Below are 25,090 nucleotides of genomic sequence, written 5' to 3' on the forward strand. Positions count from 1 at the left end.
ACTTTACGGAAAAAATCACTATAAGAAATGAGGAATTTATTCAGTATGGAATGGCGTAATATATATCGTGGATTTTGTATGGGCGTTAGTGATTTAATTCCTGGTGTGAGCGGCGGTACAATCGCTGTTGTGTTAGGGATTTATGAACAATTGCTTGCGGCAATTAGTGGATTCTTTAGTCGTGAATGGAAAAAACATTTAGGGTTTTTAATTCCACTTGCAGCTGGTGTGGCAGCAGCGTTTTTAACGTTAAGTCATGTTATTAAATATTTACTTGCAAATCATTATGAACCGACTCAATTTTTCTTCCTCGGTTTAATTATTAGTATATTACCGATGTTAATGAGAGAAGCTGATGCAAAGTCGTCGTTTAAAGGTAAGCACATTGTTTTATTAATAGTTGCAGCAATTCTTGTTGCGATCACAGCTTTCTTTAAACCAGATAAGGCAGCAGATCCAATTACGACGTTAACAATTTTAAATGCAATTGGTTTATTTTTCGCAGGATGGATGGCTAGTATGGCTATGCTACTTCCTGGGATTAGTGGATCGTTTATTTTATTAATTATTGGTGTGTATCCAACAGCAATTAACGCTTTAACTACACTTAACTTACCTTTAATCGTGGTTATCGGTGCTGGTGTTATGGTTGGATTTGTTGTAAGTAGTAAAGGCATTAGTTTTTTATTAGATCGTTATAAAAGTATGACATTTGCGGCAATTATTGGACTAGTTATCGGTTCGATTGTAATTGTGTTCCCTGGTATTCCAACTGGTGGATTTTCAATTATAAGTTCAATTATTACCTTTATTTTAGGATTTGCGATTGTTACTTATTTCGGTAAGAAATAAGGGCTTTAATCCCCTTGGCGATAAAAATCGTTAAGGGGATTTTTCATGCTATTCATTAAAAGTCTAAGCATTTACATTGCTTGTTATGGAAAGCTTTTTTAAAATTGTTGAGTAGCGTATGCTTAGCGAAAGAGGACTGGCTCCTTCGTTGTAGCAAACTGTTTTTGATAGTATAATGAAAGAAGTATGCAGTGAGAAATTTTACTGCAAGTAGCTGAGGTGAAGAAACATGCAAAGAGTGACAAACTGTGTGTTAATTAGAGATAATGAAGTACTCTTACTCCAAAAACCTCGCCGAAATTGGTGGGTTGCACCAGGCGGGAAAATGGAGCGTGGTGAGACTGTAAGAGATTCCGTTGTTCGCGAATATCGCGAAGAAACAGGTATTTATTTGAAAAACCCAGCGTTAAAGGGGGTCTTCACCTTTGTCATCCAAGAAGGTGATAAAGTTGTTTCTGAATGGATGATGTTCTCCTTTTTAGCGACAGATTTTGCAGGAGAAAACAAACTAGAGAGCGAAGAAGGCATCATTGGTTGGCATACATTTGATAAAATTGATGATTTAGCAATGGCGCCAGGAGATTATCACATTATTGATTATTTAATTAAAGGAAATGGCATAATCTACGGTACATTTGTATATACCCCAGATTTTGAGTTGCTTTCATATCGATTAGATCCGAGTTAAACCGTCAAGGAGAGGATACGATGACAGAGAATAATGATATAAAAATGGTAATTATTACAGGGATGTCTGGAGCTGGAAAAACAGTAGCTTTACAAAGTTTTGAAGATTTAGGATATTTTTGTGTAGATAATTTACCACCGATGTTATTGCCAAAGTTTATTGAGCTTATGGCGGATTCAAAAGGGAAAATGAATAAAGTGGCACTTGGTATTGATTTACGTGGCCGCGAGTTTTTCGAGCATTTATGGGGAGCACTTGATGATTTATCAGAACGTACATGGATTATTCCTCATATTTTATTTTTAGATGCGAAAGATAGTACGCTTGTAACTCGTTATAAAGAAACGAGACGTTCGCATCCACTTGCACCAACTGGTTTGCCGTTAAAGGGAATCGAAGCAGAGCGCAATTTATTAACAGATATGAAGGCACGTGCAAATATTGTGCTTGATACATCGGATTTAAAACCGAAAGAATTACGTGAAAAAATTGTTCACTTGTTCTCAACAGAAACTGAGCAAGCATTTCGTGTAAATGTTATGTCATTTGGATTTAAGTACGGTATTCCAATTGATGCAGATTTAGTATTTGATGTTCGTTTTTTACCAAATCCATATTACATTCCACATATGAAGCCATTAACAGGACTAGATGAAGAAGTTTCTTCGTATGTACTGAAATTTAATGAGACACATAAGTTTTTAGAGAAGTTGACGGATCTGATTACTTTCATGCTGCCTCATTATAAAAGAGAAGGCAAAAGTCAACTTGTAATTGCAATTGGATGTACAGGTGGACAGCATCGTTCTGTTACGCTTACAGAATACCTTGGGAAACATTTGAAACCAGAGTATAGTGTTCATGTATCTCATCGTGATGTGGAGAAGAGAAAGGGCCATTAAGGGATGAAAAAAGAGAGAAAGCCTAAAATTGTCATCATGGGAGGCGGAACTGGACTCTCTGTTTTATTAAGAGGATTAAAGCAATATCCTGTTGATATTACAGCAGTTGTTACAATCGCTGATGATGGTGGCAGTTCGGGTCGATTACGTGATGAGCTAGAAATTCCACCTCCAGGTGACATCCGTAACGTACTTGTTGCGTTATCGGATGTAGAGCCACTGGTGGAAGCTTTATTTCAGCACCGTTTCACAACAGGAGACGGACTGAAAGGTCATGCGTTAGGAAATCTATTGTTGGCAGGTATGACCTCGATTACAGGAGACTTTTTCCATGCAATTACGGAAACAAGTAAAGTATTAAATGTCAGAGGACGTGTATTACCAGCAGCGAATCAAAGTGCGGTACTTCATGCGGAACTTGAAGATGGGGAAATTGTAACAGGTGAATCAAAGATTCCTTATTACGGAAAGAAGATTAATCGTGTCTTTTTAACTCCAGAAGATGTAGAGCCATTGCATGAAACGTTGGCTGAGATTAAACGAGCTGATTTACTTGTTTTCGGCCCAGGAAGTTTGTATACGAGTATATTACCCAACTTAGTTGTTAACAAAATTGGGGACGCTGTTCTTGCCGCAAAGGCGAAGAAGGTATATGTATGTAATGTTATGACACAAGCGGGTGAAACGATGGGATATACTGCTTTTGATCATGTGCAGGCGTTACACGATCATTTAGGGCAACCATTTATTAATACTGCAATTGTAAATAACCGTGAGATTCCTTGTGAATTACGTAAGTTATATGAGGAAGAAATGTCTACACCAGTTGTAGTGGATGAAGAACGTTTTGCTGAAAATAATATTGATGTTATTCAAGAGGGATTAGCGAAGTATGATGATCGTGTTGTAAGGCATGATACGTTAAAGTTAGCTTCGATTTTATATTCATTGTTATAAATGTGCGTTGCCTCGTTTGAGGTGGCGCTCCTCATTCATATAGGACAAGAATTTTGTTCCATAATAATCGTATAAGGAGGTGTTGACTGTGTCATTTGCATCAGAAACAAAGAAAGAGCTGACGAATCTTGAAGTGAAAGAATGCTGTGAGAAAGCAGAATTATCGGCGTTACTTCGAATGAATGGATCGCTTTCTTTTTCAAACCGTCGTCTATCTATCGATATTCAAACAGAAAATGCGGCAATTGCAAGAAGGATTTATACGCTTTTGAAAAAAGGATATGATGTGACGGTAGAATTACTTGTTCGTAAAAAAATGCGATTGAAGAAAAATAATGTATATATCGTAAGGCTTGTTGAAAAGTCTCGCGAAATATTAGCCGATCTTCATATCGTTCGAGATGACTTTTCATTTATTCGAAATATATCACAAGAATTGATTGAGAAGAAGTGTTGTAAACGATCGTATTTACGCGGTGCATTTTTAGCAGGTGGTTCAGTAAATAACCCAGAAACATCATCTTATCATTTAGAGATCTTTTCGTTATATAAGGAACATAATGATGCTATATGTGAACTGATGAACGGATTTGATTTAAATAGTAAGACGTTGGAAAGAAGAAAAGGGTACATTACGTATTTGAAAGAAGCGGAGAAAATTACGGAATTTTTAAATATTATTGGTGCTCATAATGCACTTTTAAGGTTTGAAGATATTCGAATCGTACGTGATATGCGTAATTCCGTAAATCGTTTAGTGAACTGCGAAACAGCTAATTTAAATAAAACAATTGGTGCAGCGCTAAGGCAGATTGAAAATATCCGCTATATTGATGAGACGGTTGGTCTTGATATATTGCCAGATAAACTACAAGAGATTGCGCAACTACGAAGAGATTATCAAGATGTAACATTGAAAGAGTTAGGTGAGATGGTATCCGGGGGGAAAATTAGTAAATCGGGTATTAATCATCGTTTGCGTAAAATCGATGAAATTGCAGAGAAATTACGCGCGGGGGAAACGGTAGCAAAAAAATAAGAGGTTAAAGGGGAAATGGAGCTGTGGTTCAAAAACGAGTTCAGGTTTCATTAAAAAACGGTTTACAAGCACGTCCGGCTGCGTTGTTTGTACAAGAGGCAAATCGCTTTCATGCAGATATCTTTATTGAGAAAGATGGAAAGACAGTAAATGCAAAGAGCATAATGGGGATTATGAGCTTAGCAATTGGAACTGGAAGCATGATAACAATTACAACAGAAGGTTCAGATGCAGAAGAGGCTTTAGAAGCATTAGCTGCATATGTACAATAAAGAGCTATCGCGTATATGCGATAGTTTTTTTGTTTTGTTGTTTGTGCGGATTAGCGGGGAGGGGTATTTAGCTGGTTTGTCCTTGTCGGAGATTGTCGGTAAATCGATATGTTGTGTCGAACCGTTGATATATTAAAAAAATCGTTGATATAATTTGAGTTTTGTTCGATATAATTGAAAAATCGTTGATATATTTAGAGGGATACTGGATGGGGTATGTGAGCGGGGAACAATATATAAAAGAAGCGCCCAATTATAGGGCGCTTCCACTTTTAGTTATATCTAGCTCCAGCGGCTAGAATCTCCGGTTGTTTCGCCCCTTCATTCGAGGCAAAAAGCGCCTCGGAATCAGGGGCTCCATCGCCCTGCGATTCTAAACGAGCCGCTTTCGCTTTTAAGTATTAACGATTTGTAAAGATCTTATCGATTAAACCGTATTCTAAAGCTTTTTCAGCTGTCATGAAGTTGTCGCGGTCTGTGTCGCGTTGTAGTACTTCAAGTGGTTGACCAGTGCGGTCAGCAAGAATTTGGTTTAGTTTTTCACGTAAGAATAGGATACGTTTTGCAGCGATTTCGATTTCAGTCGCTTGACCTTGTGCTCCACCAAGTGGTTGGTGAATCATTACTTCACTGTTTGGAAGTGCATAACGTTTTCCTTTTTCACCTGCTGCAAGTAAGAATGCACCCATAGATGCAGCCATACCGATACAGATTGTTGATACTTGTGGTTTAATAAACTGCATTGTATCATAGATTGCCATACCCGCTGTGATAGAACCACCAGGGCTGTTGATGTAGATGTGAATATCTTTTTCTGGATCTTGAGATTCCAAGAATAAAAGCTGGGAAACGATTGAGTTAGCTACGTTGTCATCAATTGCACTACCAAGCATAATGATGCGGTCTTTTAATAGTCGAGAGTAAATATCGTAAGCGCGTTCTCCACGATTTGTTTGTTCAATTACTGTAGGAATTAAATTCATCTGTTATTTCCTCCTTATAAAGCTTTCTTAGTCTTATAATACAATTATGGTCAATAAAGGTCAAACGAAACCACTTTAAATCAAAAAAATATGTAGTTGTACCATGAAATATTCGCTATGTTTTCGAAATTCCCTGCTTATGTATCTTCAACATCATAACCGAATTACATAAATTTAAACGTTATGAAAACTGGAGAAAAAAGAAAAGAACGCCTTTTAACTGAAGCGTTCTTTCGATAATTAGTCTTTTAAAAGATAGGTTACTTTATTTAAAATTTTTTCGATTTGTTTCGCGTTTTTACTATACATTTCGCTTGCTGATTTCGACTTTGTTTCTAGGGAAAATAGTTCAAGATCAGCATGACATTTTTTTAAAGATGCTAATAATAAAGGTTTGTTTTGAAGAGAAGGCATTTGGAGTTTGTCATTGTAAATGTCGATAGTAAGTTGTCCGTATGAATCCACTTGACCGAGGAAGACATTTTCAATAACAACACCGAGTTTTTCTAATTCTGAATGTAGCCAAGCACGGTTATGTCCGCTTGCTGAAAGAGGTTCATCTAGTACATTTCCATCCATAATAACAGTTTGTGGTTCTTTTTCATTCGGTACTTTTAAACCGATGTCTTTTGCTGTAAGTGGCTGAGAATCTTTCTTTAATAATACATTTAATTCTCCGCTCGGTTCTAAGACAGCAAATTCGACTTCAGCTACGCTGAACGCACTTTTTCCACGGAGAAGTTCCAGTAATTCGTCACTCGTATATTTTTCTTTCTTTAAGTTATCTTCGAGTATCTTTCCGTCTTTTATTAATACGGTAGATTTTCCTTCAAAGAAGTCCCGAGCTGTTTTGTTCTTTAAAGAGAGGATTCCTGTTAAAAAAGGTACCACAGCGAAAATGAGTATTGCAAAGACACCGTGAAAAAATTTTGAATCGAGCCCTGTAGATACTTGGGCAGCGATGTCACCAATCGTCATTCCGGCTATGTATTCAAAAAAGGAAAGCTGAGAGATTTGTCTTTTCCCTAACCATTTCGTAATAGCGAATAAAATAATTAATATGAATACAGAGCGAAGAATGACAAGTGTCCATTCCGGCAGGTGAGACATAGTCGTTTCCTCCAGTCTACTTAAAACCCTTTATATTGAGGTTCTTCACGTTCTAATACTGAAATTCTATCCTTTAAATCAGCGATGACGCTGTCCATTTCTAACATACATTCATGAAATACGCGTTTTGATTCTTCGTCTTGTGAATTTAATGAAAGGGAGCTTAAACTTGCTTGAGCGCCCTTTACACTAGCAAGGCAAGTTTTTACGCTAGCGATAACAGTCATATAAACACCTCTTATCCTTTCGGTTTAAATAACAATGCTCCAATGAAGCCGAAAATAATAGCTGCTGATACACCGGCGCTCGTTACTTTAAACATGCCGGTAATAACACCAACGATGCCATGTTTTGCAGCTTCTTCCATTGCGCCATGAACGAGGGCATTACCAAAGCTTGTAATAGGTACAGTTGCCCCGGCTCCAGCGAAATCAATTAATGGCTCATACAAATTAAATCCATCTAATATAGCTCCAGCAACAACGAGTGTTGCCATTGTATGAGCGGGTGTTAGTTTGCCGACATCAAACATAAGTTGGCCGATTACACATATGAGTCCGCCAATGACGAAAGCCCAGAAAAAAATCATTGCGTTGCACCTCCAAATTCAATCGAAACGGCATGAGCGATACATGGAATTGTTTCTTCTTGTTGGAATGTAAGTGGAGATAGTAAAGCGCCTGTCGCAACGACAAGTATTTTTTTGAACTCTCCTCTTTTCATTCGGTTTAATAAATGACCATACACGACTGTTGCGGAACATCCAGGCCCGCTAGCACCAGCTATGACAGGTTGTCCTTCTCTGTAAATGATAATTCCGCAATCTTGAAATTGTTCGCTCGTTACTTTCGTTCCGTGTTTATGTAGTAAGTCATAAGCAATTTCGCGTCCTACATGTCCGAGATCGCCTGTTACGATTAAATCGTAGTAAGAGGCATCAATTTGGCGTTCACGTAAATGGGCTTCAATTGTATCAACTGCAGCTGGAGCCATTGCGCCTCCCATATTAAACGGATCCGTTAATCCCATATCAACAACTCGCCCAATCGTTGCAGATGTTACTCTTGGACCATGGCCAGTATCGCTTAAAATAGCGGCTCCTGCTCCGGTTACTGTCCACTGTGCAGTAGGCGGCTTTTGTCCACCGTATTCGGTAGGGTAGCGGAATTGTTTTTCTACAGCAGTATTATGGCTTGAAGCTCCAGTTAATAAATATTTTGCACCTTTTGCATTTACGATACTTGCCCCAAGTGCTAAACCTTCCATAGAAGTAGAGCAAGCCCCGAATAATCCGAGATAAGGAGTGCCCAGTGTGCGGCAAGCAAAGCTTGTTGGAGTAATTTGATTAATTAAATCTCCTGCGAGTACGAATTGAATATCATCTTTACGAAGCTCTGCTTTTTCAGTAGCGCGACTACAAGCTTCTTCGAATAAAATTTTATGTGCTTTTTCATAGGAATCTTGTCCGAGCCATAAATCTTCATGAAGGATATCGAAGTCTTCTGGGATGTTCCCCTTTGCTTCAAATGGTCCACCGACAACCCCTGTTGAGATAATGACTGGTTTGTTTTCAAATACCCACGTTCGGTGTCCTTGTAACATTTATAGCCCTCCCCATTGAACGAGAATAGTTTTAATAAGTGCGATGACGAAAGCGGAAAATACACCAAATAAAATAACAGAACCAGCTAGTTTAAACATATTGCCGCCAACGCCAAGGACAAATCCTTCCGTTCGATGCTCAATACATGCGGCAATAACAGAGTTACCAAATCCAGTAACAGGTACAGCTGTACCTGCTCCGGCAAACTGTCCAAAACGATCGTATATACCAAATCCAGTTAGTAACATGGAGATGAAAATGAGAGTTGCGACTGTTGGATTGCCTGCTGAGCGTTCAGTGAAATCAAAATATGTGATGTAAAAAGTAGAAATGAGTTGTCCGATAAAGCAAATAAAACCACCGACGAAAAAGGCTTTTATACAATTTTTTAAGACAGGTCGTTTCGGTTCGCGTTCTTGTTCGAATTTTTTATACTCCTGTTGTACAGGGGTTAAGTTTTTATCTTTACTAGCCATTGCAATCCTTCCTTTTCTTTTAAAAAGCGTTAAGTGTTAGACTCCATTTTTTTACCAATAAATTTTAATTGTTTATTAATTTCATCTTTAGATACTTCTTTTTCCTTAATTTTTCTTTCGAGTTTTTCGAGTAACATAAAGATTTTTTTATCTGTACTGACACGAACATCGAAAGTAGGATGCTCATCACTTAGCTGCTTTTGAAGCTTTTTACGAAGAGGTTTTAATCCAAACCTTTCGTGATGCTCAGGTGTAACTGCTATGTAGAGATCTAAATTTGAATTCACTGCTGTGCTTTTTATAATTTCATCCATAGCGAGAGCTCTTTTCTTCGCTCCTTGTGATATAGATTGATTAAAGGATTCCGTACTCGTCTTTGTTAACTTTGGACCTTTTTCTTTCTCCGTTCGTTTTGCTTCTTCTTTCACTTTTTTATCTAAAGGACTATTATCACATCCGGTAAAAGAGCTAAATAGAAGTGCAAATAATGCGGTTATGAGGCCGAGTTTTCGCATAATTATCATTCCATTTCTATTGCAATATGTAATGTGATAGAAAAAGGATGACTGCATATCATCCTTTTTCTATTTCACAGCAAGACTAATTCGTTATTGCTGTGAGTATTGTGGTTCTTCTTGTTGGACTTCTTCAACGCGTGGGTTTAAAGAATCGATAATCGTTTGTGTTTGCTGCGCAGCTGTTTGGAAAAGTTGCTTAGCTTGTTGGTTATCCGTATCAAGAGCGAATCCCTCTAAGCTAGCTTGTGCACTTTTTAATCCAGAAACAGTTTGCTTTAATTTTGTAATTACAGTCATTGAATGAAGCCCCCTTTGGAATATCAATTCAAAGATTATAATTTGTGAGTTGGGGTGAATTTATGATTGGAAAATTTAGGGGTGGAATAGATTTTATATGCTTTTAGCTAAGATGCATAAGGTATTACGGGGATATTTTTATTGATTTAGATGGATTTTATTGCTATTATTATGAGAAGAAAATGAAGTGTTTTCTATAATCATGCGCCCATAGCTCAGTCGGATAGAGCGGTGGTTTCCGGTACCACGTCTGCCGGGGGTTCGAATCCCTCTGGGCGCGTCAAAAAGTCCTAACTTACGTTTTGTAGGTTAGGACTTTTTTATTTATCTCATTATTTGAGGGTTAAACAAAACAAACTGATGGAAGTCTCATTTTATATGTGTACTTTCAAAATGCCTTGTCTCATTGCTTCTGTTAAAGCTTCGGAGCGTGATCCTACTTTTAATTTTTTGAAGATTTTTGTTAGGTTGTATTCTACAGCTCTTGAACTCATGTACAGTTCATCAGCAATTTGTTTATTGCTACTTCCTTTAGAGACGGATTCTAAGATTTCTAATTCTTTTTGTGTAAGAAGAGCGGTTTTATTTTCAAGTTGTTGAGTCGTTATATCATCTGTACGTAGTTGACGTAATAACGAAATAGGAAGTAAAGTATATCCGTTTACAGCTGCACGAATTGCCATTAATAGCTCTTGTTGAGAAGCTGATTTACTAATAATGCCGCTGATACCAGAGTTTATTAATAAATTGAATTGGGATACGTATTCAAAACCTGTATATAAAATGATTTTTGCATCTGTTTGAATATGTAATATTTTCTGGGCGAGTTCAATACCACTACAATTGGGCATATTCATATCTAAGAGGTATACGTCAAAAGGTGTAGCGTCACTTTTTATAAGTGCTTCCTGTTCATTTAAAATATATTCTGCTTGCATATCTTCTTCTAATTCAATCATGTTCTTTGTTCCTTCGCCTACAATTTGATGATCATCTACGATTAATACTCGAATCATTATTTACCACCTCGGAACTGTAATGTTTATTTGAAGTCCTTTTTTAGCTTCGGATACTATATGTATTTCTCCACCAATTGATTGAAGCCTTCCTTTTATACCGGAAAGCCCCATATGCTGATTAGGAGAGTAGGGAGTGTCTATATTAAAACCTTTGCCGTTGTCTCGGTAGTCTAGGAAAATACAGTTATTCTCTTCCCATAAAAAAATCGATACGATGGTTGCCTCGGAATGTTTATCTGCGTTTGTTAGTAGTTCTTGAATGATACGATATAAAGATAAAATTTTGTCAAAATCGTAATGATGTTCTTGAATTGATTCATGATCAAATTGAATTTGAAACTGCACACGCAATTGTGTTTGGGCTAGCAATTCTCTTAATGCACCAATTAAACCAGCATCTGATAAAAGTGATGGACGCAATTCATTACATGTGTCGCGAATTTGTTGTATTACATCGTGCATACCGAAATGGATTTTTTTTAGTTCATTTTTTAATTCTAGTGGAACGGATTTGTTTTTTAGTAAAGAATCTAGTTTGCGGTACCATACGATTTGATCTTGTAATGCAGAGTCGTGTAAATCTGAAGCGAGTCGGCGCCTTTCTTGTTCAGAAATTTGAAAGAGTAGGCGTGATAAGCTTGCAGAATTTGTTTTGGATTCTAAACTCTCCTGCTCTAGAGAATGAATAATTTCATTAATGGTATACAAGTTTTCGTAAATAAGACGGACGTATGTCGTGACAGTGATGAACCATGATTTTTCATGCGTATTATATTTAATATTATTCACTTTTCTTCCAATCCAGATGTAGTGTTTTATATGTTTAGTAGAGTATAAGTAAATGCCAATGCATCCATCATCCTCTAATAAATCATTAATTAGTAATGCTGCCATACTCCATTTTTTCTTTTTAGAAAGTGTGAAATCTTTCGTTTGTCCATATCCGTTACAGAGTGTATATGTGTTGTCTTTCATATCATATTGAACAAATTGAATAAAAGAAGGTTTCAACATCGAAACGATTTCATTAGTGAATTTTTTCTCTAACTCTTCTGTTTTCATAATAGATGATAGCTGTGCGGTAAACTGTTCAATGTTTACGTATAAGTTTGTTTTAGTCCGAAAGAGGTGATTACGGAATGTAAAATCTAATCTTTCTTTTAATATGAGAAATAGAATATTTAACGGAAAAATAATAATAAAACTTTGCAGTAGTCGAGAGAGAAAATTGTCTTTGTAATAAATGCTCCAGCTCGTAATGATTGCAATTAATAGAGTTGGAATTAGTGACAGAAATGCGTAATACCGTAAACGATCAAATACAAACTCTATATCAAAAATCTGCTTCGTCGCTACTAAATAAAAATAACCGATTGGTAGAGCGATTAGGAACATAGCGCCAATATCTGCTGAGAGAATCGGTGTTCTGAATATTGCATCTGGAAGAGCATAGAGTGTAACGAACGGAAAGAAGGCAATGGAATGAATCGTGAGCATTAATTTTAAAAATGGTTTATGTACTGTACTGTGATATTTGATATAGGCACGGATTAAAAAATATATACAAAAGATAATATTTATTGAAAGGTAAATTAGTTCTAATCCATCGGTATTAACTATTGGAAATGGAATGAACATCGTTAAATTAGAGAGTAATAGTAAAATAATGCCGATTGTAATATCGATTTTTAGAAATCTCACAGAAATAACGTATAGTTGCTTTTTCTTGAATAATTCATTCAACAATAAAATGAGAGACATAGGTGTACCTTGAAATACAATACTTAAAATAATGAGAGCGATAAAATCACCTTTACCAGATTCAACTGCGATTAGAAGACTTGAGGAAGTCATGAATAGAAACGTGATCAAAAAGAATGTTTCCCGGTTCAAAGGCTTCTTTGTATAAAGAAAAATAGATAACCCTAAACAAATAAAAGCGAGTAGGAAGGGAAAGTATACAGAAATAATTTTGTCACGAGAATCAATAAAATGTTGTGTTCCTTTATAAGTTTGGGTGATATCGTCTTTTTTAATTTGTATTTCAGATGCATTTAGTGATTGGTTTTGATATCCAGGAAGTATTCCTAATGGATCCGTTGGGAGTTTAGAAATTATTACATCTATGGTTGTATTACTGGCTAGCATTAGCTTAATTGCTATGTTTGCAGCGAAGGTCTATCCGAAAGGTGTATTAAGAAGTGGTAAGAGCCTTAAATTCATTCAATTGTTAAAAAATAATTAATTGCAGGGGGGAATAAATTATGGGATTTTTTTCGAAAAGAAAACAAAAAATGATGGATAGTAATAACGAGAGAAGCGTGAAAAAAATAGTTGAGTTGTCTGTGGAAGAGATGAGAGGAATTCAAGGAGCGTCTAGTGAATCGAACGATTATCTCTATGATTCCTATGTAATTAGGAATCAAAGTTCCTTAGCTTTAAATAAGAGGTTTCTTTCTTAATTAAGAATCGTAAAAGAGTAGTTAGGCATAGTGAAGTGTCACTATACCTAAACTGCTCTTTTTATTTTGGAATTGAACAGAGATAAATTTAATGTTGTTATATATAAAATTAAGGGTTACTATTAGTATGTGGTAACAAATAATTGAGTTTATTATTTTCTTTCAATATTATTCAAATTTAGGTTGTAAGTTGTAAATCTCATTAATACATATAAATTAATAATATTTTGGAATGGGTGTCTGTGATAGCATTCTCCTTTTACCAAACTTATTGTACAATAGAAACAAGGGGGAGATTAGTTTGAAGGCAAGTCTTTTACAAGAACAAAGCTTACGTTTGGCAATGACACAAGAGTTAAGGCAAGCGATTACAATGCTCCAGTATAATGTACAAGAATTATCGGAGTTTTTGTATGAGCAATCGTTAGAGAATCCCCTTATTGAGTTAGGTGGTTTTGAGAGGGAGAAGAAAAAGAGCTCTAACAACAGTAAAAGTACCAGCAAACAAGTCGAGAATCAGATGGAGATCTACAGTGTGGATTCTACAACGATTCAGCAACATTTATTAAATCAAATACAGTATTATAAAATAGATGAAGAAGAGCGAAAAGTAGCTTCTTTCATTATTATGAACATGGATGGAAATGGATATTTACAAGAAACGAATGAAGAGTTAGCAGAGCTCCTTTCTGCGCATATTCATGTAGTCGACCGATCTGTAGAGCTTGTCCAATCACTGGAACCAGCAGGGGTAGGGGCGCGTAATATTCAGGAATGTTTAACCTTGCAATTGAAGCGCTTACAAAGACGGAATGGATTAGCAGAAGAGGTTGTAGAAGATCATTTCGCTTATTTTGTGAAGAAAGATTGGCGAAAGCTCGTTCAAGTGTTGAAATGTAGTAATGAGGAATTACAGAGTGCGGTAAATTGTATAACGTCATTACAACCAAAACCAGGTCTTGCGTTTTCTTCAGATAAACCACTTTATATTGTGCCTGATATGGCGGTGAAAAAAGATGGCGATCGCCTCGTTTTACAAATGAATGAGAGAAATATGCCAAGAATTGAAATTCATTCTGAATATAGTGCGCTTCTTAATAATAGTGAAAGTGAAGTAGCATCTTACGTATCAGAAAAGTATCAGCATGTGCAGTGGATTATGCGCAGTTTGAAGCAGAGAAAACAGACGCTGCTGCAAGTGATGAATATTATTATGGAAAAACAACGTGATTTCTTCTGGAAAGGTCCAGAGTATTTAAGACCTCTCGCTTTAAAAGAGGTAGCGGAAGAGTTAAGTGTGCATGAATCAACAATTAGTCGTGCGACGCGAAATAAATATGTGCAAACACCACACGGTTTATTTGAGATGAAATCGTTCTTTAGCAATGCCGTTTCGACGACTGAAGATGAAGCAGTTTCTACAAAACGTGTAAAACAATTTATTCAAACGCTAATTGGGGCAGAGGATAAGAAAAAGCCACTTTCAGATCAAAAGATTTCAAAATTATTAGAAGAAGAGCATGAAATTGTTATTTCTCGAAGAACAGTGGCGAAGTATAGAGAACAAATGCATATCCCAGCTTCGTCATTACGAAAAACGATCGGATAGGTGAAGAAGATGAAAGTTGTACTGTATACTAAAAAAGATTGTGGCCTTTGCGTGAAGGCGAAACAAGTTTTACAGGAAGTACAATGTGAATATTCTTTTCAAATCGAGGAAATAGATATATATGAAGATAATGACCTTTTAGAAAAATATCACTTAATGATTCCGGTTGTAGAAATGGACGGAAAACAAGTAGAATATGGTAACATTCACAAAGGTGTCATAATAAACTATATAAAGAATGCAGTTAAGAGTTGAATAAGTTTCTATCTCCTGTTACAATAATACACGTAGCAGGGATTATTTTTTTAACCTATGTGGGACACAAAATGTCACTACGGGACGTAAAGTGACCACGAAGGAAAAATGAACCAATGTAGTGAGGAGAAAAGATATGCGCTCATGGATTCAGAACACAAAAAAATTATTACCTGATCTGCTACCTGTTATGCAAACGAGAATGCAAATTCTTCAATACATTAGGCTCATGCAGCCGATTGGAAGAAGAAACTTATCAGCAAGCCTCGGTATGACAGAACGAGTATTGCGAAGTGAAGTTCAAGTTTTGAAAGAACAAAACTTAGTTCACGTCGCTTCTTCTGGAATGACTTTGACAGAAGAAGGAACAGCTTTAGTTCTTGCTTTGGAAGACTTTATGAAAGAAATTTCCGGGTTAAAGGTTTTAGAAAAGCAACTTAAGGAAACATTAGACTTGGATGAAGTTTTCGTTGTCCCTGGTGATAGTGATGAATCACCTTGGGTCAAACTGGAGATGGGCCGTGCTTGTGTGACTTGTATAAAAGACCGTCTGACAGCGAATAATATCGTTGCTGTGGCTGGAGGAACTACGCTAGCTGCTGCTGCGGACATGATGCAACTTGATTGCAAAGATTTACATATGCTATTTGTCCCAGCACGTGGTGGAATTGGAGAAGGTGTTGAATTAGAAGCCAATACCATTTGTGCCAAGATGGCGCAAAATACGATGAGTAATTATCGCTTATTGTATGTTCCAGACCATGTTAGTAGCGAAGCATATGCGTCTATTGTGACAGAGCCTTCCGTGAAAGAAGTTCTTGAGTTGATTCGATCTTCCAATATCGTCATTCATGGAATAGGTGATGCGTTAACAATGGCACGTCGCAGAAGTACTTCAGAAGCAGATTGGTTAAAGATTCAGGCAAGCGAAGCAGTTGGCGAAGCTTTCGGTTACTACTTTAATGAAGAAGGAAATGTTGTTCATAAAGTAAGAACAGTGGGTATGCAACTAGAGGATTTACAAAATGTATCTCACGTTGTTGCAGTCGCTGGAGGTTCTTCAAAGGCAAAAGCAATACAGGCTGTAATAAAGCAAGGGCACACTTCAATTCTAATTACAGATGAAGGTGCAGCAAAACAGTTAACAAAGGGTTTTACCCTTTAATATAATCCCCCAAGGAGGAAATTCAAATGACTAAAATTGGTATTAATGGATTTGGACGTATCGGACGTAACGTATTCCGCGCAGCTCTTAACAACTCTGAGGTAGAAGTAGTAGCAATCAACGACTTAACAGATGCTAAAACATTAGCTCACCTTTTAAAATATGACACAGTTCACGGAACTTTAAATGCAGAAGTATCTGCTAACGAAAACAGCATCGTTGTTAACGGTAAAGAAATTAAAGTTATCGCTGAGCGTGACCCAGCTCAATTACCATGGAGCGACTACGGAGTAGAAGTAGTAGTAGAATCTACTGGCCGTTTCACTAAAAAATCAGACGCTGAAAAACACTTAGGTGGATCAGTTAAGAAAGTTATCATCTCAGCTCCAGCTTCTGACGAAGATATCACTGTAGTTATGGGTGTTAACCATGAACAATACGATGCAGCTAACCACAACGTAGTATCTAACGCTTCTTGTACTACAAACTGTCTAGCTCCATTCGCTAAAGTATTAAACGAAAAATTCGGCGTAAAACGCGGAATGATGACAACAATTCACTCTTACACTAACGACCAACAAATCTTAGACTTACCACACAAAGATTTACGTCGTGCTCGTGCAGCAGCTGAAAACATGATCCCAACATCTACTGGTGCAGCTAAAGCTGTAGCATTAGTATTACCAGAACTTAAAGGTAAATTAAACGGTGGCGCTGTACGTGTTCCAACTGCTAACGTTTCTCTTGTTGACTTAGTTGTTGAACTTGACAAAGAAGTAACAGTTGAAGATGTAAACGCAGCATTCAAAGCAGCAGCTGAAGGCGAATTAAAAGGTATCCTTGGATACAGCGAAGAGCCATTAGTATCTATCGACTATAACGGATGTACAGCTTCTTCTACAATCGATGCATTATCTACAATGGTAATGGAAGGTAACATGGTTAAAGTACTTTCTTGGTACGATAACGAAACTGGTTACTCTAACCGCGTAGTAGACTTAGCAGCTTACATGACTTCAAAAGGTCTTTAATTCTTAATTATATAAGTTATCAATGACAAAACGAGGGAGAGGGTTTGTTCCCTCTCTCTCTTCTTTCGTTTTAAAAGCAAATGTGTTAAGCTTTTGAATGGGTTTTGTCAATCCTAACTAGTAGTCGGAGGGAAATCCAATGAACAAAAAATCAATTCGTGACGTAGATTTAAAAGGTAAGCGTGTATTTTGCCGCGTTGATTTCAACGTACCTATGAAAGAAGGCAAAATTACAGATGAAACTCGTATCCGTGCAGCTCTTCCTACAATTCAATATTTAGTAGAGCAAGGTGCGAAAGTTATTTTAGCAAGCCACTTAGGCCGTCCAAAAGGTCAAGCAGTAGAAGAATTACGTCTTACTCCAGTAGCAGCACGTTTAGGCGAGCTTCTTGGTAAAGATGTTAAAAAAGCGGACGAAGCATTCGGACCAGTTGCACAAGAAATGGTTGCAGCAATGAACGAAGGCGACGTATTAGTTCTTGAAAACGTACGTTTCTATGCGGGCGAAGAAAAGAACGATGCAGAACTTGCGAAAGAATTTGCAGCACTTGCTGACATCTTCGTAAACGATGCATTCGGTGCAGCTCACCGTGCTCATGCTTCTACAGCAGGTATCGCAGACTACCTACCAGCAGTATCTGGTCTATTAATGGAAAAAGAGTTAGATGTACTTGGTAAAGCACTTTCTAACCCAGAACGTCCATTTACAGCTATCATCGGTGGTGCGAAAGTAAAAGATAAAATCGGTGTAATTCGTCATCTATTAGACAAAGTAGATAACTTAATCATCGGTGGCGGACTTGCTTACACATTCGTTAAAGCTTTAGGTCATGAAATTGGTCTATCTCTATGTGAAGACGACAAGATTGAACTAGCTAAAGAATTTATGCAACTTGCAAAAGAAAAAGGCGTAAACTTCTACATGCCAGTTGATGTTGTAATCACTGAGGAATTCTCTGAAACTGCAACAACTAAAATCGTTGGTATCGACTCTATCCCTTCTAACTGGGAAGGCGTGGACATCGGTCCTAAAACACGTGAAATTTATGCAGATGTAATTAAAAATTCTAAGCTTGTTGTATGGAATGGACCAATGGGTGTATTCGAAATGACTCCATTCGCAGAAGGTACAAAAGCAGTAGGACAAGCATTAGCAGATGCAGAAGATACATACTCTGTTATCGGCGGTGGTGACTCTGCAGCAGCTGTTGAAAAATTCGGTATGGCTGATAAAATGAGCCACATTTCTACTGGCGGCGGTGCGTCATTAGAATTCATGGAAGGTAAAGAGCTTCCAGGTGTAGTTTGTCTTAACGACAAATAAGTAGCAGCCAAAGAAAAAGGACGGTGCAAAGCATGCGTAAACCAATTATCGCAGGTAACTGGAAAATGAATAAAACTCTATCTGAAGCAGTTAGCTTCGTAGAGGAAGTTAAAGGTCAAATCCCAGCAGCTTCAGCTGTTGATGCAGTAGTTTGCTCTCCAGCTCTATTCTTAGAGCGCCTTGTAGCAGCAACTGAAGGAACTGACTTACAAGTAGGTGCACAAAACATGCACTTCGAAAAAAATGGTGCATTCACTGGCGAAATTAGCCCAGTAGCACTTAGCGACTTAAAAGTTGGCTATGTAGTACTTGGCCACTCTGAGCGTCGTGAAATGTTTGCTGAAACAGACGAATCAGTAAACAAAAAGACTATCGCAGCATTTGAACATGGTTTAACACCAATCGTATGTTGTGGTGAGACTTTAGAAGAGCGCGAAAGCGGAAAAACATTTGATCTAGTAGCAGGTCAAGTGACAAAAGCACTTGCAGGTTTAACAGAAGAGCAAGTTAAAGCAACTGTTATCGCTTATGAGCCAATCTGGGCTATCGGTACAGGTAAATCTTCTTCTTCTGCAGACGCAAACGAAGTATGTGCGCACATCCGTAAAGTTGTTGCAGAAGCTGTTTCTCCAGAAGCTGCAGAAGCTGTTCGTATCCAATACGGCGGTAGCGTAAAACCAGAAAACATTAAAGAGTATATGGCACAATCTGACATCGACGGCGCTTTAGTTGGCGGTGCTAGCTTAGAGCCTGCTTCGTTCTTAGGTCTTCTGGGGGCGGTAAAATGAGAAAGCCAACAGCTTTAATCATTCTTGACGGTTTCGGACTTCGTGAAGAAACTTACGGGAATGCTGTAGCACAAGCTAAGAAACCTAATTTTGATGGTTACTGGAACAAATTCCCTCATACAACGCTTACAGCTTGTGGTGAGGCGGTAGGTCTTCCAGAAGGTCAAATGGGTAACTCTGAGGTTGGTCACTTAAATATCGGTGCTGGCCGCGTAGTATATCAAAGCTTAACACGCGTTAACGTTGCAATTCGTGAAGGTGAGTTCGATAAGAACGAAACTTTCCAAAATGCAATTAAAAGCGTAAAAGAAAAAGGTACTGCACTTCATTTATTCGGTTTACTTTCTGACGGTGGTGTGCACAGTCACATGAACCATATGTTTGCTCTTCTTCGCTTAGCAGCAAAAGAAGGCGTGGAGAAAGTTTATATCCATGCATTCTTAGACGGCCGCGATGTTGGACCACAAACAGCAAAAGGTTATATCGATGCAACGAATGAAGTAATTAAAGAAACAGGAGTAGGACAATTCGCGACTATCTCTGGTCGTTATTACTCTATGGACCGTGACAAGCGTTGGGATCGCGTAGAAAAATGTTACAGTGCTATGGTGAATGGTGAAGGCCCTACTTATAAATCAGCAGAAGAGTGTGTAGAAGACTCTTATGCGAACGGTATCTATGATGAATTCGTATTGCCGTCTGTAATTGTTAACGAAGATAACACGCCAGTTGCAACAATCAATGATGATGATGCAGTTATCTTCTATAACTTCCGTCCAGACCGTGCAATTCAAATTGCTCGTGTATTTACAAACGAAGACTTCCGTGAGTTCGATCGTGGTGAAAAAGTACCTCACATTCCAGAATTCGTATGTATGACACACTTCAGTGAAACTGTAGATGGTTACGTGGCATTCAAGCCAATGAACCTTGATAACACTTTAGGTGAAGTTGTTGCGCAAGCGGGATTAAAGCAACTTCGCATCGCGGAAACTGAAAAGTATCCGCACGTTACATTCTTCTTTAGCGGTGGTCGTGAGGCTGAATTCCCAGGAGAAGAGCGTATCTTAATTAACTCACCAAAGGTTGCAACGTATGACTTGAAACCTGAAATGAGCATTTACGAAGTAACGGACGCTTTAGTAAATGAAATCGAAAATGATAAACATGATGTTATCATTCTTAACTTTGCGAACTGTGATATGGTTGGCCATTCTGGGATGATGGAACCAACAATTAAAGCAGTAGAAGCAACTGACGAATGTTTAGGAAAAGTTGTAGAAGCAATTCTTGCAAAAGATGGTGTAGCACTTATTACTGCTGACCATGGTAATGCTGATCAGGAGTTAACTGCTGATGGCGGTCCTATGACAGCTCATACAACTAACCCGGTTCCTTTCATCGTTACAAAAAATGATGTAGAGCTTCGTGAAGGTGGTATTTTAGGAGATATCGCTCCAACAATGCTTACACTTTTAAATGTGGAACAACCGAAAGAAATGACAGGTAAAACAATTATTAAATAATTTGCTTATATAAAAAGGAGAGAATTTATTATGTCAACAATTATTGATGTTTATGCTCGCGAAGTCCTTGACTCTCGTGGTAACCCAACTGTAGAAGTAGAAGTTTACACAGAAAGCGGCGCTTTCGGACGCGCTATCGTACCAAGTGGTGCATCTACTGGTGAGCACGAAGCAGTAGAATTACGTGACGGTGACAAATCTCGTTACCTTGGTAAAGGTGTTGTTAACGCAGTAAACAACGTTAACGAAATTATCGCTCCAGAAATCGCTGGTTTCGATGTAACTGACCAAGCTGGTATCGACCGTGCTATGATCGAATTAGATGGCACTCCAAACAAAGGTAAACTAGGCGCTAACGCTATCCTTGGTGTATCTATGGCAGTAGCTCACGCAGCAGCTGACTTCGTAGGTCTTCCATTATACCGTTACCTTGGTGGATTCAATGCAAAACAATTACCAACTCCAATGATGAACATCATCAACGGTGGTTCTCACGCTGATAACAACGTTGACTTCCAAGAGTTCATGATCTTACCAGTTGGTGCTCCAACATTCAAAGAATCAATCCGTATGGGTGCTGAAGTATTCCATGCACTTAAAGCTGTATTACATGACAAAGGTCTTAACACTGCAGTAGGTGACGAAGGTGGATTCGCTCCAAACCTTGGTTCTAACCGTGAAGCTCTAGAAGTAATCATCGAAGCTATCGAAAAAGCTGGTTACAAAGCTGGCGAGAACGTATTCTTAGGAATGGACGTTGCTTCTTCTGAGTTCTACAACAAAGAAACTGGTAAATATGACCTTGCAGGCGAAGGCCGTACTGGCTTAACTTCTGCAGAAATGGTTGATTTCTACGAAGAGCTTTGCAAAGACTTCCCAATCATCTCTATCGAAGATGGTTTAGACGAAAACGACTGGGATGGTCACAAATTATTAACTGAGCGTATCGGTGATAAAGTACAATTAGTTGGTGACGATTTATTCGTAACTAACACTCAAAAACTTGCTGAAGGTATCGAAAAAGGTATCTCTAACTCAATCTTAATTAAAGTTAACCAAATCGGTACTTTAACTGAGACTTTCGAAGCTATCGAAATGGCTAAACGTGCTGGTTACACAGCAGTTGTATCTCACCGTTCTGGTGAAACTGAAGATGCTACAATCGCTGACATCGCAGTTGCAACTAACGCTGGCCAAATCAAAACTGGTTCTATGAGCCGTACTGACCGTATTGCTAAGTACAACCAATTATTACGCATCGAAGACGAACTAGGCGAAATCGCTGTTTACGATGGTATCAAATCTTTCTATAACATCAAACGATAATTGTAGAAAATAAACGACAGACCGTGAGAAATCACGGTCTGTTTTTTTATGTTAAAATTGTTCACCTGTCATAAGTGACATGAAATGTTTGAAGAAGCGGTTATAATCAAAATCAATTGCTATTTGATGACTCGGCCAATCAATAAATGGTTTAGGTTCTCCTAAAGAGCGAAATTCTCCAATGCTTGCCCCTTGTGCATAAGATTCTGTCATGACAACGATAGGTGATTTGTGATAGGTAAACATAGAGTTATCAAGTAAAGCGAGTATTGGCATTGTGTCATGGAAGGGGCTGCCCTTTAAATGTGGTAGGGCGTCTTTATAATATCCGTAGTAATAATGATCGAATAACGGTTTGACAAGTGGGGCTTTTCCTTTGGCCTCAATGTATTCGGCCATTTCTGGTGTAATGATGGAATATTGGGTGACGTTTAATGGGTATATGTACATGTTAGCTGCGGATTGAAGGACTATATTAGCTGCAGTAGGGTCACCATAAAAGTTTGCTTCGGAAATAGGGGTAACATTACCAGGATGTAAAAAGGCACCGCCCATTACGTAGTAGGATTTAACTTGCTCCATTAATTGTTTACATACGATAAATAAAATTGCTAGGGAGGTAAGTCTTCCTAAGCTCACAATAATTAATTCATCTTTATACTGTTCAATAAGAGGAATAACTTCAAAAAAATTCTCCATTTCTTCGTTAGTTACATTCACCTTTGGAATAATTGGCCCGAGCCCTTGTTTCCCGTGTACATCTGTAAAAAAAGCAGGAGGAGCACCAGTAATTGGACGTTCTGATCCACCAAAGATTTTGATATTTCTACCCTTTACTTCGCTTGTAAGAAAATGAGCATTTTCTACGGCCATTTTTTTTGGAACATTGCCATAATCAGCAACGATACCGACGATTTCTATTTCATTGATAAAGAATGCTAAGAGGAGAGCCATCGTATCATCAATCCCAGGATCACAAAAAATGAGAACTTTTTTGGGCATATGTTCACCACCTATCTTGTTTATCCCGTACAAACCCGCTTGGTGAGGAATGATCAATGGGGATGAGGAAACCCTCAATGATTAAAGTTTCACTTTATATATATGTAAGTTTAAGGATAAAAAGATTATTTTATTGAAATAACAGTCTTATAAATTCAGAAAATAAAAACTTTTTTATTAGGTCAAGGTTTTTGACGTAATTTTTGTTTGAAAATGCAGTCATATCAGGGTTGTAAGCGTGTAACATAGGCTGTTTTTGCTGTCAAGTTGATAAATTGCAGCTTTTTACAATTTATACTATGATAAAGATATTAACAGAAGATCGTATAAACATGAGGGATGATGAACATGAAATTTACAAAGATTCTTGTCCAAATTGCTGCTCTTTACGTGTTTTATATGGTTGGAACTTGGGTGCAAGAAATGTTAAACATTCCAATTCCAGGAAGTTTGATAGGGATGTTCCTCTTACTTGTTTTACTTAGCCTAAAAGTTCTTCCAGTGAAATGGTTCGATTTAGGAGCAGAAACACTCGTTGCTATTATGCCGTTTTTATTAATTCCGCCAACGCTTGGCCTAATGAATTACGGTGCTTTTTTTATGAGTAAAGGAATTTCTCTTTTCATTACAGTTGTAGCGAGTACATTTTTAATTATTATTGTCGCAGGACATACAGGACAATATCTTGCGAATAGGAAGGAAAGAGAGTCGCGATGAGCCAAATATTAATCGGAATCGGTTGGGTTCTTTTTACGGTGCTATTATATCAATTATCTAAAAAAATCTATAAATTATTTCCAACACCATTCACCATTCCAATGCTTGTAGCAACAGGATTAATGGCTTTCCTATTTATCGTGCTTGATATACCATATCAACATTATATGGAAAGTGGTGGTGGCTGGATTGCAAAGCTACTTGGACCCGGTGTTGTAGCATTTGCAATTCCTCTTTATAAACAACGTCATGTTCTGCAAAAATATGTTGTACCGATTGCTGGCGGGGTATTAGTAGGTACAACAGTCGCAATCGCTAGTGATTTTGCTATTGCTTCACTTATGGGAACAGATAAAAGCTTAATCTTATCGTCTTTACCAAAATCGGTAACAATGCCAGTTGCGATGAGCGTTTCTGAACAAGTTGGTGGTGTACCTTCCTTAACAGCAGCTTTCGTTGTTATCGCAGGTATTACTGGAACAATTACAGGACCTCTCTTATTAAAATGGAGCCGTGTTACAAACTCAGTTGGTAAAGGTATCGGATTTGGATGTGCTTCTCATATTATGGGTGTTATGAGAGCAATGAAAAATAACGAGCATGAAGGTGTTATTGGATCGGTAACAATGACATTAACAGCAATTTTGACATGTTTACTTGGACCGTTATTTGCAATGATGTTTATGTAATAGAAGAAAAGCGAGGGCAACTCTATAGCTCTCGCTTTTCTATAGGATTTATGCTACAGTTACAATAACTGAATCTTTGTAGGAGGTACGCCAAGTGCATACGTTATTATCCGTTTTACTTATTACTGTATCGATTTTAATGATTGTTATGGTACTTATGCAGTCTAGTAATAGCTCAGGCCTTTCAGGTGCAATTTCAGGCGGTGCAGAGCAATTATTTGGTAAGCAAAAAGCACGTGGAATTGAAGCAGTATTAAACCGTATTACAATTGTTTTAGCTGTATTGTTCTTTGTATTAACAATTGCTGTTACGTACTTAAACTTATAGAATTGAAAGAAGAAGCGTTAGTAAGATGTACTAATGGTTCTTCTTTTTTGTTTTGCCATTTGAAAGATGTTTCTAATTAGATTATAGAAATGTAAATATGGTACACTAGATATAGAAAGAATACGACTAGATTACAGAAGAGAAAGAGGAGA

The 25,090-nt window shown here is 37.7% G+C and carries 29 protein-coding genes and 1 tRNA gene; 19 read left to right on the forward strand and 11 right to left on the reverse strand.

The window, feature by feature from the left end:
- Positions 1–45: 45 nt before the first annotated feature.
- The 6 genes from CQ064_RS12825 (at position 46) to CQ064_RS12850 (ending at position 4,710) form a co-directional block, all read left to right on the forward strand.
- On the forward strand, positions 46–852 hold the full coding sequence (locus CQ064_RS12825) for a DUF368 domain-containing protein (RefSeq protein WP_000455196.1): 807 nt from the start codon (positions 46–48) through the stop codon (positions 850–852).
- Between the two features lie 229 nt (positions 853–1,081).
- The gene (locus CQ064_RS12830) at positions 1,082–1,540 is read left to right on the forward strand and encodes an NUDIX hydrolase (protein ID WP_001190080.1); all 459 of its coding nucleotides are present in this window, start codon (positions 1,082–1,084) and stop codon (positions 1,538–1,540) included.
- 20 nt (positions 1,541–1,560) lie between these two features.
- Positions 1,561–2,442 (forward strand): RNase adapter RapZ, encoded by an 882-nt coding sequence (rapZ, locus tag CQ064_RS12835; RefSeq protein WP_000138459.1) that lies wholly within the window; start codon positions 1,561–1,563, stop codon positions 2,440–2,442.
- A gap of 3 nt (positions 2,443–2,445) precedes the next feature.
- The gene (locus tag CQ064_RS12840) at positions 2,446–3,399 is read left to right on the forward strand and encodes a gluconeogenesis factor YvcK family protein (RefSeq protein ID WP_000712187.1); all 954 of its coding nucleotides are present in this window, start codon (positions 2,446–2,448) and stop codon (positions 3,397–3,399) included.
- Positions 3,400–3,487: 88 nt separating this feature from the next.
- A complete protein-coding gene (gene whiA / locus CQ064_RS12845; RefSeq protein WP_000006566.1) occupies positions 3,488–4,438 on the forward strand; it encodes a DNA-binding protein WhiA in 951 nt (316 codons plus the stop codon).
- A 23-nt stretch (positions 4,439–4,461) separates the two neighbouring features.
- Positions 4,462–4,710 (forward strand): HPr family phosphocarrier protein, encoded by a 249-nt coding sequence (locus CQ064_RS12850; protein ID WP_000250307.1) that lies wholly within the window; start codon positions 4,462–4,464, stop codon positions 4,708–4,710.
- A gap of 401 nt (positions 4,711–5,111) precedes the next feature.
- Here the strand turns inward: CQ064_RS12850 and clpP are convergent, their stop codons facing one another.
- From clpP to CQ064_RS12890, 8 genes are all read right to left on the reverse strand, one after another.
- Positions 5,112–5,693 carry an ATP-dependent Clp endopeptidase proteolytic subunit ClpP gene (gene clpP, locus CQ064_RS12855; protein WP_001049162.1) on the reverse strand — a complete coding sequence of 194 codons (582 nt, stop codon included), beginning with the start codon at positions 5,691–5,693 and terminating at the stop codon, positions 5,112–5,114.
- A 240-nt stretch (positions 5,694–5,933) separates the two neighbouring features.
- Positions 5,934–6,803 carry a DUF421 domain-containing protein gene (locus CQ064_RS12860; RefSeq protein ID WP_000018923.1) on the reverse strand — a complete coding sequence of 290 codons (870 nt, stop codon included), beginning with the start codon at positions 6,801–6,803 and terminating at the stop codon, positions 5,934–5,936.
- A 20-nt stretch (positions 6,804–6,823) separates the two neighbouring features.
- Complete coding sequence (locus tag CQ064_RS12865; RefSeq protein WP_000215897.1) at positions 6,824–7,030, reverse strand: DUF1657 domain-containing protein; 207 nt, start codon at positions 7,028–7,030, stop codon at positions 6,824–6,826.
- 11 nt (positions 7,031–7,041) lie between these two features.
- Complete coding sequence (spoVAE, locus tag CQ064_RS12870; RefSeq protein ID WP_000575919.1) at positions 7,042–7,392, reverse strand: stage V sporulation protein AE; 351 nt, start codon at positions 7,390–7,392, stop codon at positions 7,042–7,044.
- Entirely contained in the window at positions 7,389–8,405 is a 1,017-nt protein-coding gene (spoVAD, locus tag CQ064_RS12875; RefSeq protein WP_000938972.1) for a stage V sporulation protein AD, read from the reverse strand. Before spoVAD ends, spoVAE begins: the two co-directional genes overlap by 4 nt.
- Complete coding sequence (gene spoVAC / locus CQ064_RS12880) at positions 8,406–8,882, reverse strand: stage V sporulation protein AC (protein WP_000146953.1); 477 nt, start codon at positions 8,880–8,882, stop codon at positions 8,406–8,408. It abuts the gene before it with no gap.
- A 29-nt stretch (positions 8,883–8,911) separates the two neighbouring features.
- The gene (locus CQ064_RS12885; protein WP_001228545.1) at positions 8,912–9,397 is read right to left on the reverse strand and encodes a YhcN/YlaJ family sporulation lipoprotein; all 486 of its coding nucleotides are present in this window, start codon (positions 9,395–9,397) and stop codon (positions 8,912–8,914) included.
- Positions 9,398–9,490: 93 nt separating this feature from the next.
- Complete coding sequence (locus CQ064_RS12890; protein WP_000216166.1) at positions 9,491–9,697, reverse strand: DUF1657 domain-containing protein; 207 nt, start codon at positions 9,695–9,697, stop codon at positions 9,491–9,493.
- A gap of 204 nt (positions 9,698–9,901) precedes the next feature.
- Between CQ064_RS12890 and CQ064_RS12895 the strand changes: the two genes are divergently transcribed.
- Positions 9,902–9,977 (forward strand) — tRNA-Arg (locus CQ064_RS12895).
- 94 nt (positions 9,978–10,071) lie between these two features.
- On the opposite strand, the gene CQ064_RS12900 is transcribed toward CQ064_RS12895, so the two are convergent.
- Both CQ064_RS12900 and CQ064_RS12905 read right to left on the reverse strand, forming a co-directional pair.
- Entirely contained in the window at positions 10,072–10,713 is a 642-nt protein-coding gene (locus tag CQ064_RS12900) for a response regulator (RefSeq protein ID WP_000621763.1), read from the reverse strand.
- 3 nt (positions 10,714–10,716) lie between these two features.
- Positions 10,717–12,864: a sensor histidine kinase gene (locus tag CQ064_RS12905; RefSeq protein WP_000881368.1), complete on the reverse strand. Its 2,148-nt coding sequence runs from the start codon at positions 12,862–12,864 to the stop codon at positions 10,717–10,719.
- Positions 12,865–12,980: 116 nt separating this feature from the next.
- Here CQ064_RS12905 and CQ064_RS12915 point away from each other — a divergent pair, with 116 nt between their 5' ends.
- The 9 genes from CQ064_RS12915 to eno all read left to right on the forward strand — a co-directional run bounded on the left by CQ064_RS12915 (position 12,981) and on the right by eno (position 22,202).
- The gene (locus CQ064_RS12915) at positions 12,981–13,178 is read left to right on the forward strand and encodes a hypothetical protein (RefSeq protein ID WP_000505575.1); all 198 of its coding nucleotides are present in this window, start codon (positions 12,981–12,983) and stop codon (positions 13,176–13,178) included.
- Between the two features lie 301 nt (positions 13,179–13,479).
- Complete coding sequence (gene rpoN, locus CQ064_RS12920; RefSeq protein WP_000647953.1) at positions 13,480–14,787, forward strand: RNA polymerase factor sigma-54; 1,308 nt, start codon at positions 13,480–13,482, stop codon at positions 14,785–14,787.
- Between the two features lie 9 nt (positions 14,788–14,796).
- Positions 14,797–15,042 carry a glutaredoxin family protein gene (locus tag CQ064_RS12925; RefSeq protein WP_000869730.1) on the forward strand — a complete coding sequence of 82 codons (246 nt, stop codon included), beginning with the start codon at positions 14,797–14,799 and terminating at the stop codon, positions 15,040–15,042.
- A gap of 136 nt (positions 15,043–15,178) precedes the next feature.
- Entirely contained in the window at positions 15,179–16,207 is a 1,029-nt protein-coding gene (gene cggR / locus CQ064_RS12930; RefSeq protein WP_001258185.1) for a gapA transcriptional regulator CggR, read from the forward strand.
- 26 nt (positions 16,208–16,233) lie between these two features.
- Positions 16,234–17,238, forward strand: coding sequence for a type I glyceraldehyde-3-phosphate dehydrogenase (gap, locus tag CQ064_RS12935; RefSeq protein ID WP_000161234.1), 1,005 nt, complete (start codon positions 16,234–16,236; stop codon positions 17,236–17,238).
- A gap of 139 nt (positions 17,239–17,377) precedes the next feature.
- A complete protein-coding gene (locus CQ064_RS12940; RefSeq protein ID WP_001036331.1) occupies positions 17,378–18,562 on the forward strand; it encodes a phosphoglycerate kinase in 1,185 nt (394 codons plus the stop codon).
- A 32-nt stretch (positions 18,563–18,594) separates the two neighbouring features.
- Entirely contained in the window at positions 18,595–19,350 is a 756-nt protein-coding gene (tpiA, locus tag CQ064_RS12945) for a triose-phosphate isomerase (protein WP_001231038.1), read from the forward strand.
- Positions 19,347–20,876, forward strand: coding sequence for a 2,3-bisphosphoglycerate-independent phosphoglycerate mutase (gpmI, locus tag CQ064_RS12950; protein ID WP_001231158.1), 1,530 nt, complete (start codon positions 19,347–19,349; stop codon positions 20,874–20,876). The genes tpiA and gpmI overlap by 4 nt, the downstream gene beginning before the upstream one ends.
- A 30-nt stretch (positions 20,877–20,906) precedes the next feature.
- Complete coding sequence (gene eno, locus CQ064_RS12955) at positions 20,907–22,202, forward strand: phosphopyruvate hydratase (RefSeq protein ID WP_000103951.1); 1,296 nt, start codon at positions 20,907–20,909, stop codon at positions 22,200–22,202.
- 51 nt (positions 22,203–22,253) lie between these two features.
- Here eno and CQ064_RS12960 read toward each other — a convergent pair whose 3' ends face one another.
- A complete protein-coding gene (locus CQ064_RS12960) occupies positions 22,254–23,204 on the reverse strand; it encodes a nucleoside hydrolase (protein WP_001125071.1) in 951 nt (316 codons plus the stop codon).
- Between the two features lie 348 nt (positions 23,205–23,552).
- Here CQ064_RS12960 and CQ064_RS12965 point away from each other — a divergent pair, with 348 nt between their 5' ends.
- The 3 genes from CQ064_RS12965 to secG all read left to right on the forward strand — a co-directional run bounded on the left by CQ064_RS12965 (position 23,553) and on the right by secG (position 24,938).
- Positions 23,553–23,921 (forward strand): CidA/LrgA family holin-like protein, encoded by a 369-nt coding sequence (locus tag CQ064_RS12965; RefSeq protein WP_000673222.1) that lies wholly within the window; start codon positions 23,553–23,555, stop codon positions 23,919–23,921.
- The gene (locus CQ064_RS12970) at positions 23,918–24,610 is read left to right on the forward strand and encodes an LrgB family protein (RefSeq protein WP_000078304.1); all 693 of its coding nucleotides are present in this window, start codon (positions 23,918–23,920) and stop codon (positions 24,608–24,610) included. The genes CQ064_RS12965 and CQ064_RS12970 overlap by 4 nt, the downstream gene beginning before the upstream one ends.
- Before the next feature lie 94 nt (positions 24,611–24,704).
- Entirely contained in the window at positions 24,705–24,938 is a 234-nt protein-coding gene (gene secG / locus CQ064_RS12975; RefSeq protein ID WP_000557266.1) for a preprotein translocase subunit SecG, read from the forward strand.
- Positions 24,939–25,090: the final 152 nt, after the last annotated feature.

Origin of the sequence: Bacillus sp. MYb78, assembly GCF_002975115.1 — a bacterium.
Lineage (GTDB): Bacteria > Bacillota > Bacilli > Bacillales > Bacillaceae_G > Bacillus_A > Bacillus_A cereus.

Excerpts from the sequence above, each read along its gene's own strand:
- CQ064_RS12825 (WP_000455196.1), top strand. The coding sequence starts at position 46 with ATGGAATGGCGTAATATATATCGTGGATTTTGTATGGGCGTTAGTGAT.
- CQ064_RS12830 (WP_001190080.1), top strand. The coding sequence starts at position 1,082 with ATGCAAAGAGTGACAAACTGTGTGTTAATTAGAGATAATGAAGTACTC.
- rapZ (WP_000138459.1), top strand. The coding sequence starts at position 1,561 with ATGACAGAGAATAATGATATAAAAATGGTAATTATTACAGGGATGTCT.
- CQ064_RS12840 (WP_000712187.1), top strand. The coding sequence starts at position 2,446 with ATGAAAAAAGAGAGAAAGCCTAAAATTGTCATCATGGGAGGCGGAACT.
- clpP (WP_001049162.1), bottom strand. The coding sequence starts at position 5,693 with ATGAATTTAATTCCTACAGTAATTGAACAAACAAATCGTGGAGAACGC.
- CQ064_RS12860 (WP_000018923.1), bottom strand. The coding sequence starts at position 6,803 with ATGTCTCACCTGCCGGAATGGACACTTGTCATTCTTCGCTCTGTATTC.
- CQ064_RS12865 (WP_000215897.1), bottom strand. The coding sequence starts at position 7,030 with ATGACTGTTATCGCTAGCGTAAAAACTTGCCTTGCTAGTGTAAAGGGC.
- spoVAE (WP_000575919.1), bottom strand. The coding sequence starts at position 7,392 with ATGATTTTTTTCTGGGCTTTCGTCATTGGCGGACTCATATGTGTAATC.
- spoVAD (WP_000938972.1), bottom strand. The coding sequence starts at position 8,405 with ATGTTACAAGGACACCGAACGTGGGTATTTGAAAACAAACCAGTCATT.
- spoVAC (WP_000146953.1), bottom strand. The coding sequence starts at position 8,882 with ATGGCTAGTAAAGATAAAAACTTAACCCCTGTACAACAGGAGTATAAA.
- CQ064_RS12885 (WP_001228545.1), bottom strand. The coding sequence starts at position 9,397 with ATGCGAAAACTCGGCCTCATAACCGCATTATTTGCACTTCTATTTAGC.
- CQ064_RS12890 (WP_000216166.1), bottom strand. The coding sequence starts at position 9,697 with ATGACTGTAATTACAAAATTAAAGCAAACTGTTTCTGGATTAAAAAGT.
- CQ064_RS12900 (WP_000621763.1), bottom strand. The coding sequence starts at position 10,713 with ATGATTCGAGTATTAATCGTAGATGATCATCAAATTGTAGGCGAAGGA.
- CQ064_RS12905 (WP_000881368.1), bottom strand. The coding sequence starts at position 12,864 with ATGCTAGCCAGTAATACAACCATAGATGTAATAATTTCTAAACTCCCA.
- CQ064_RS12915 (WP_000505575.1), top strand. The coding sequence starts at position 12,981 with ATGGGATTTTTTTCGAAAAGAAAACAAAAAATGATGGATAGTAATAAC.
- CQ064_RS12925 (WP_000869730.1), top strand. The coding sequence starts at position 14,797 with ATGAAAGTTGTACTGTATACTAAAAAAGATTGTGGCCTTTGCGTGAAG.
- cggR (WP_001258185.1), top strand. The coding sequence starts at position 15,179 with ATGCGCTCATGGATTCAGAACACAAAAAAATTATTACCTGATCTGCTA.
- gap (WP_000161234.1), top strand. The coding sequence starts at position 16,234 with ATGACTAAAATTGGTATTAATGGATTTGGACGTATCGGACGTAACGTA.
- CQ064_RS12940 (WP_001036331.1), top strand. The coding sequence starts at position 17,378 with ATGAACAAAAAATCAATTCGTGACGTAGATTTAAAAGGTAAGCGTGTA.
- tpiA (WP_001231038.1), top strand. The coding sequence starts at position 18,595 with ATGCGTAAACCAATTATCGCAGGTAACTGGAAAATGAATAAAACTCTA.
- gpmI (WP_001231158.1), top strand. The coding sequence starts at position 19,347 with ATGAGAAAGCCAACAGCTTTAATCATTCTTGACGGTTTCGGACTTCGT.
- eno (WP_000103951.1), top strand. The coding sequence starts at position 20,907 with ATGTCAACAATTATTGATGTTTATGCTCGCGAAGTCCTTGACTCTCGT.
- CQ064_RS12960 (WP_001125071.1), bottom strand. The coding sequence starts at position 23,204 with ATGCCCAAAAAAGTTCTCATTTTTTGTGATCCTGGGATTGATGATACG.
- CQ064_RS12965 (WP_000673222.1), top strand. The coding sequence starts at position 23,553 with ATGAAATTTACAAAGATTCTTGTCCAAATTGCTGCTCTTTACGTGTTT.
- CQ064_RS12970 (WP_000078304.1), top strand. The coding sequence starts at position 23,918 with ATGAGCCAAATATTAATCGGAATCGGTTGGGTTCTTTTTACGGTGCTA.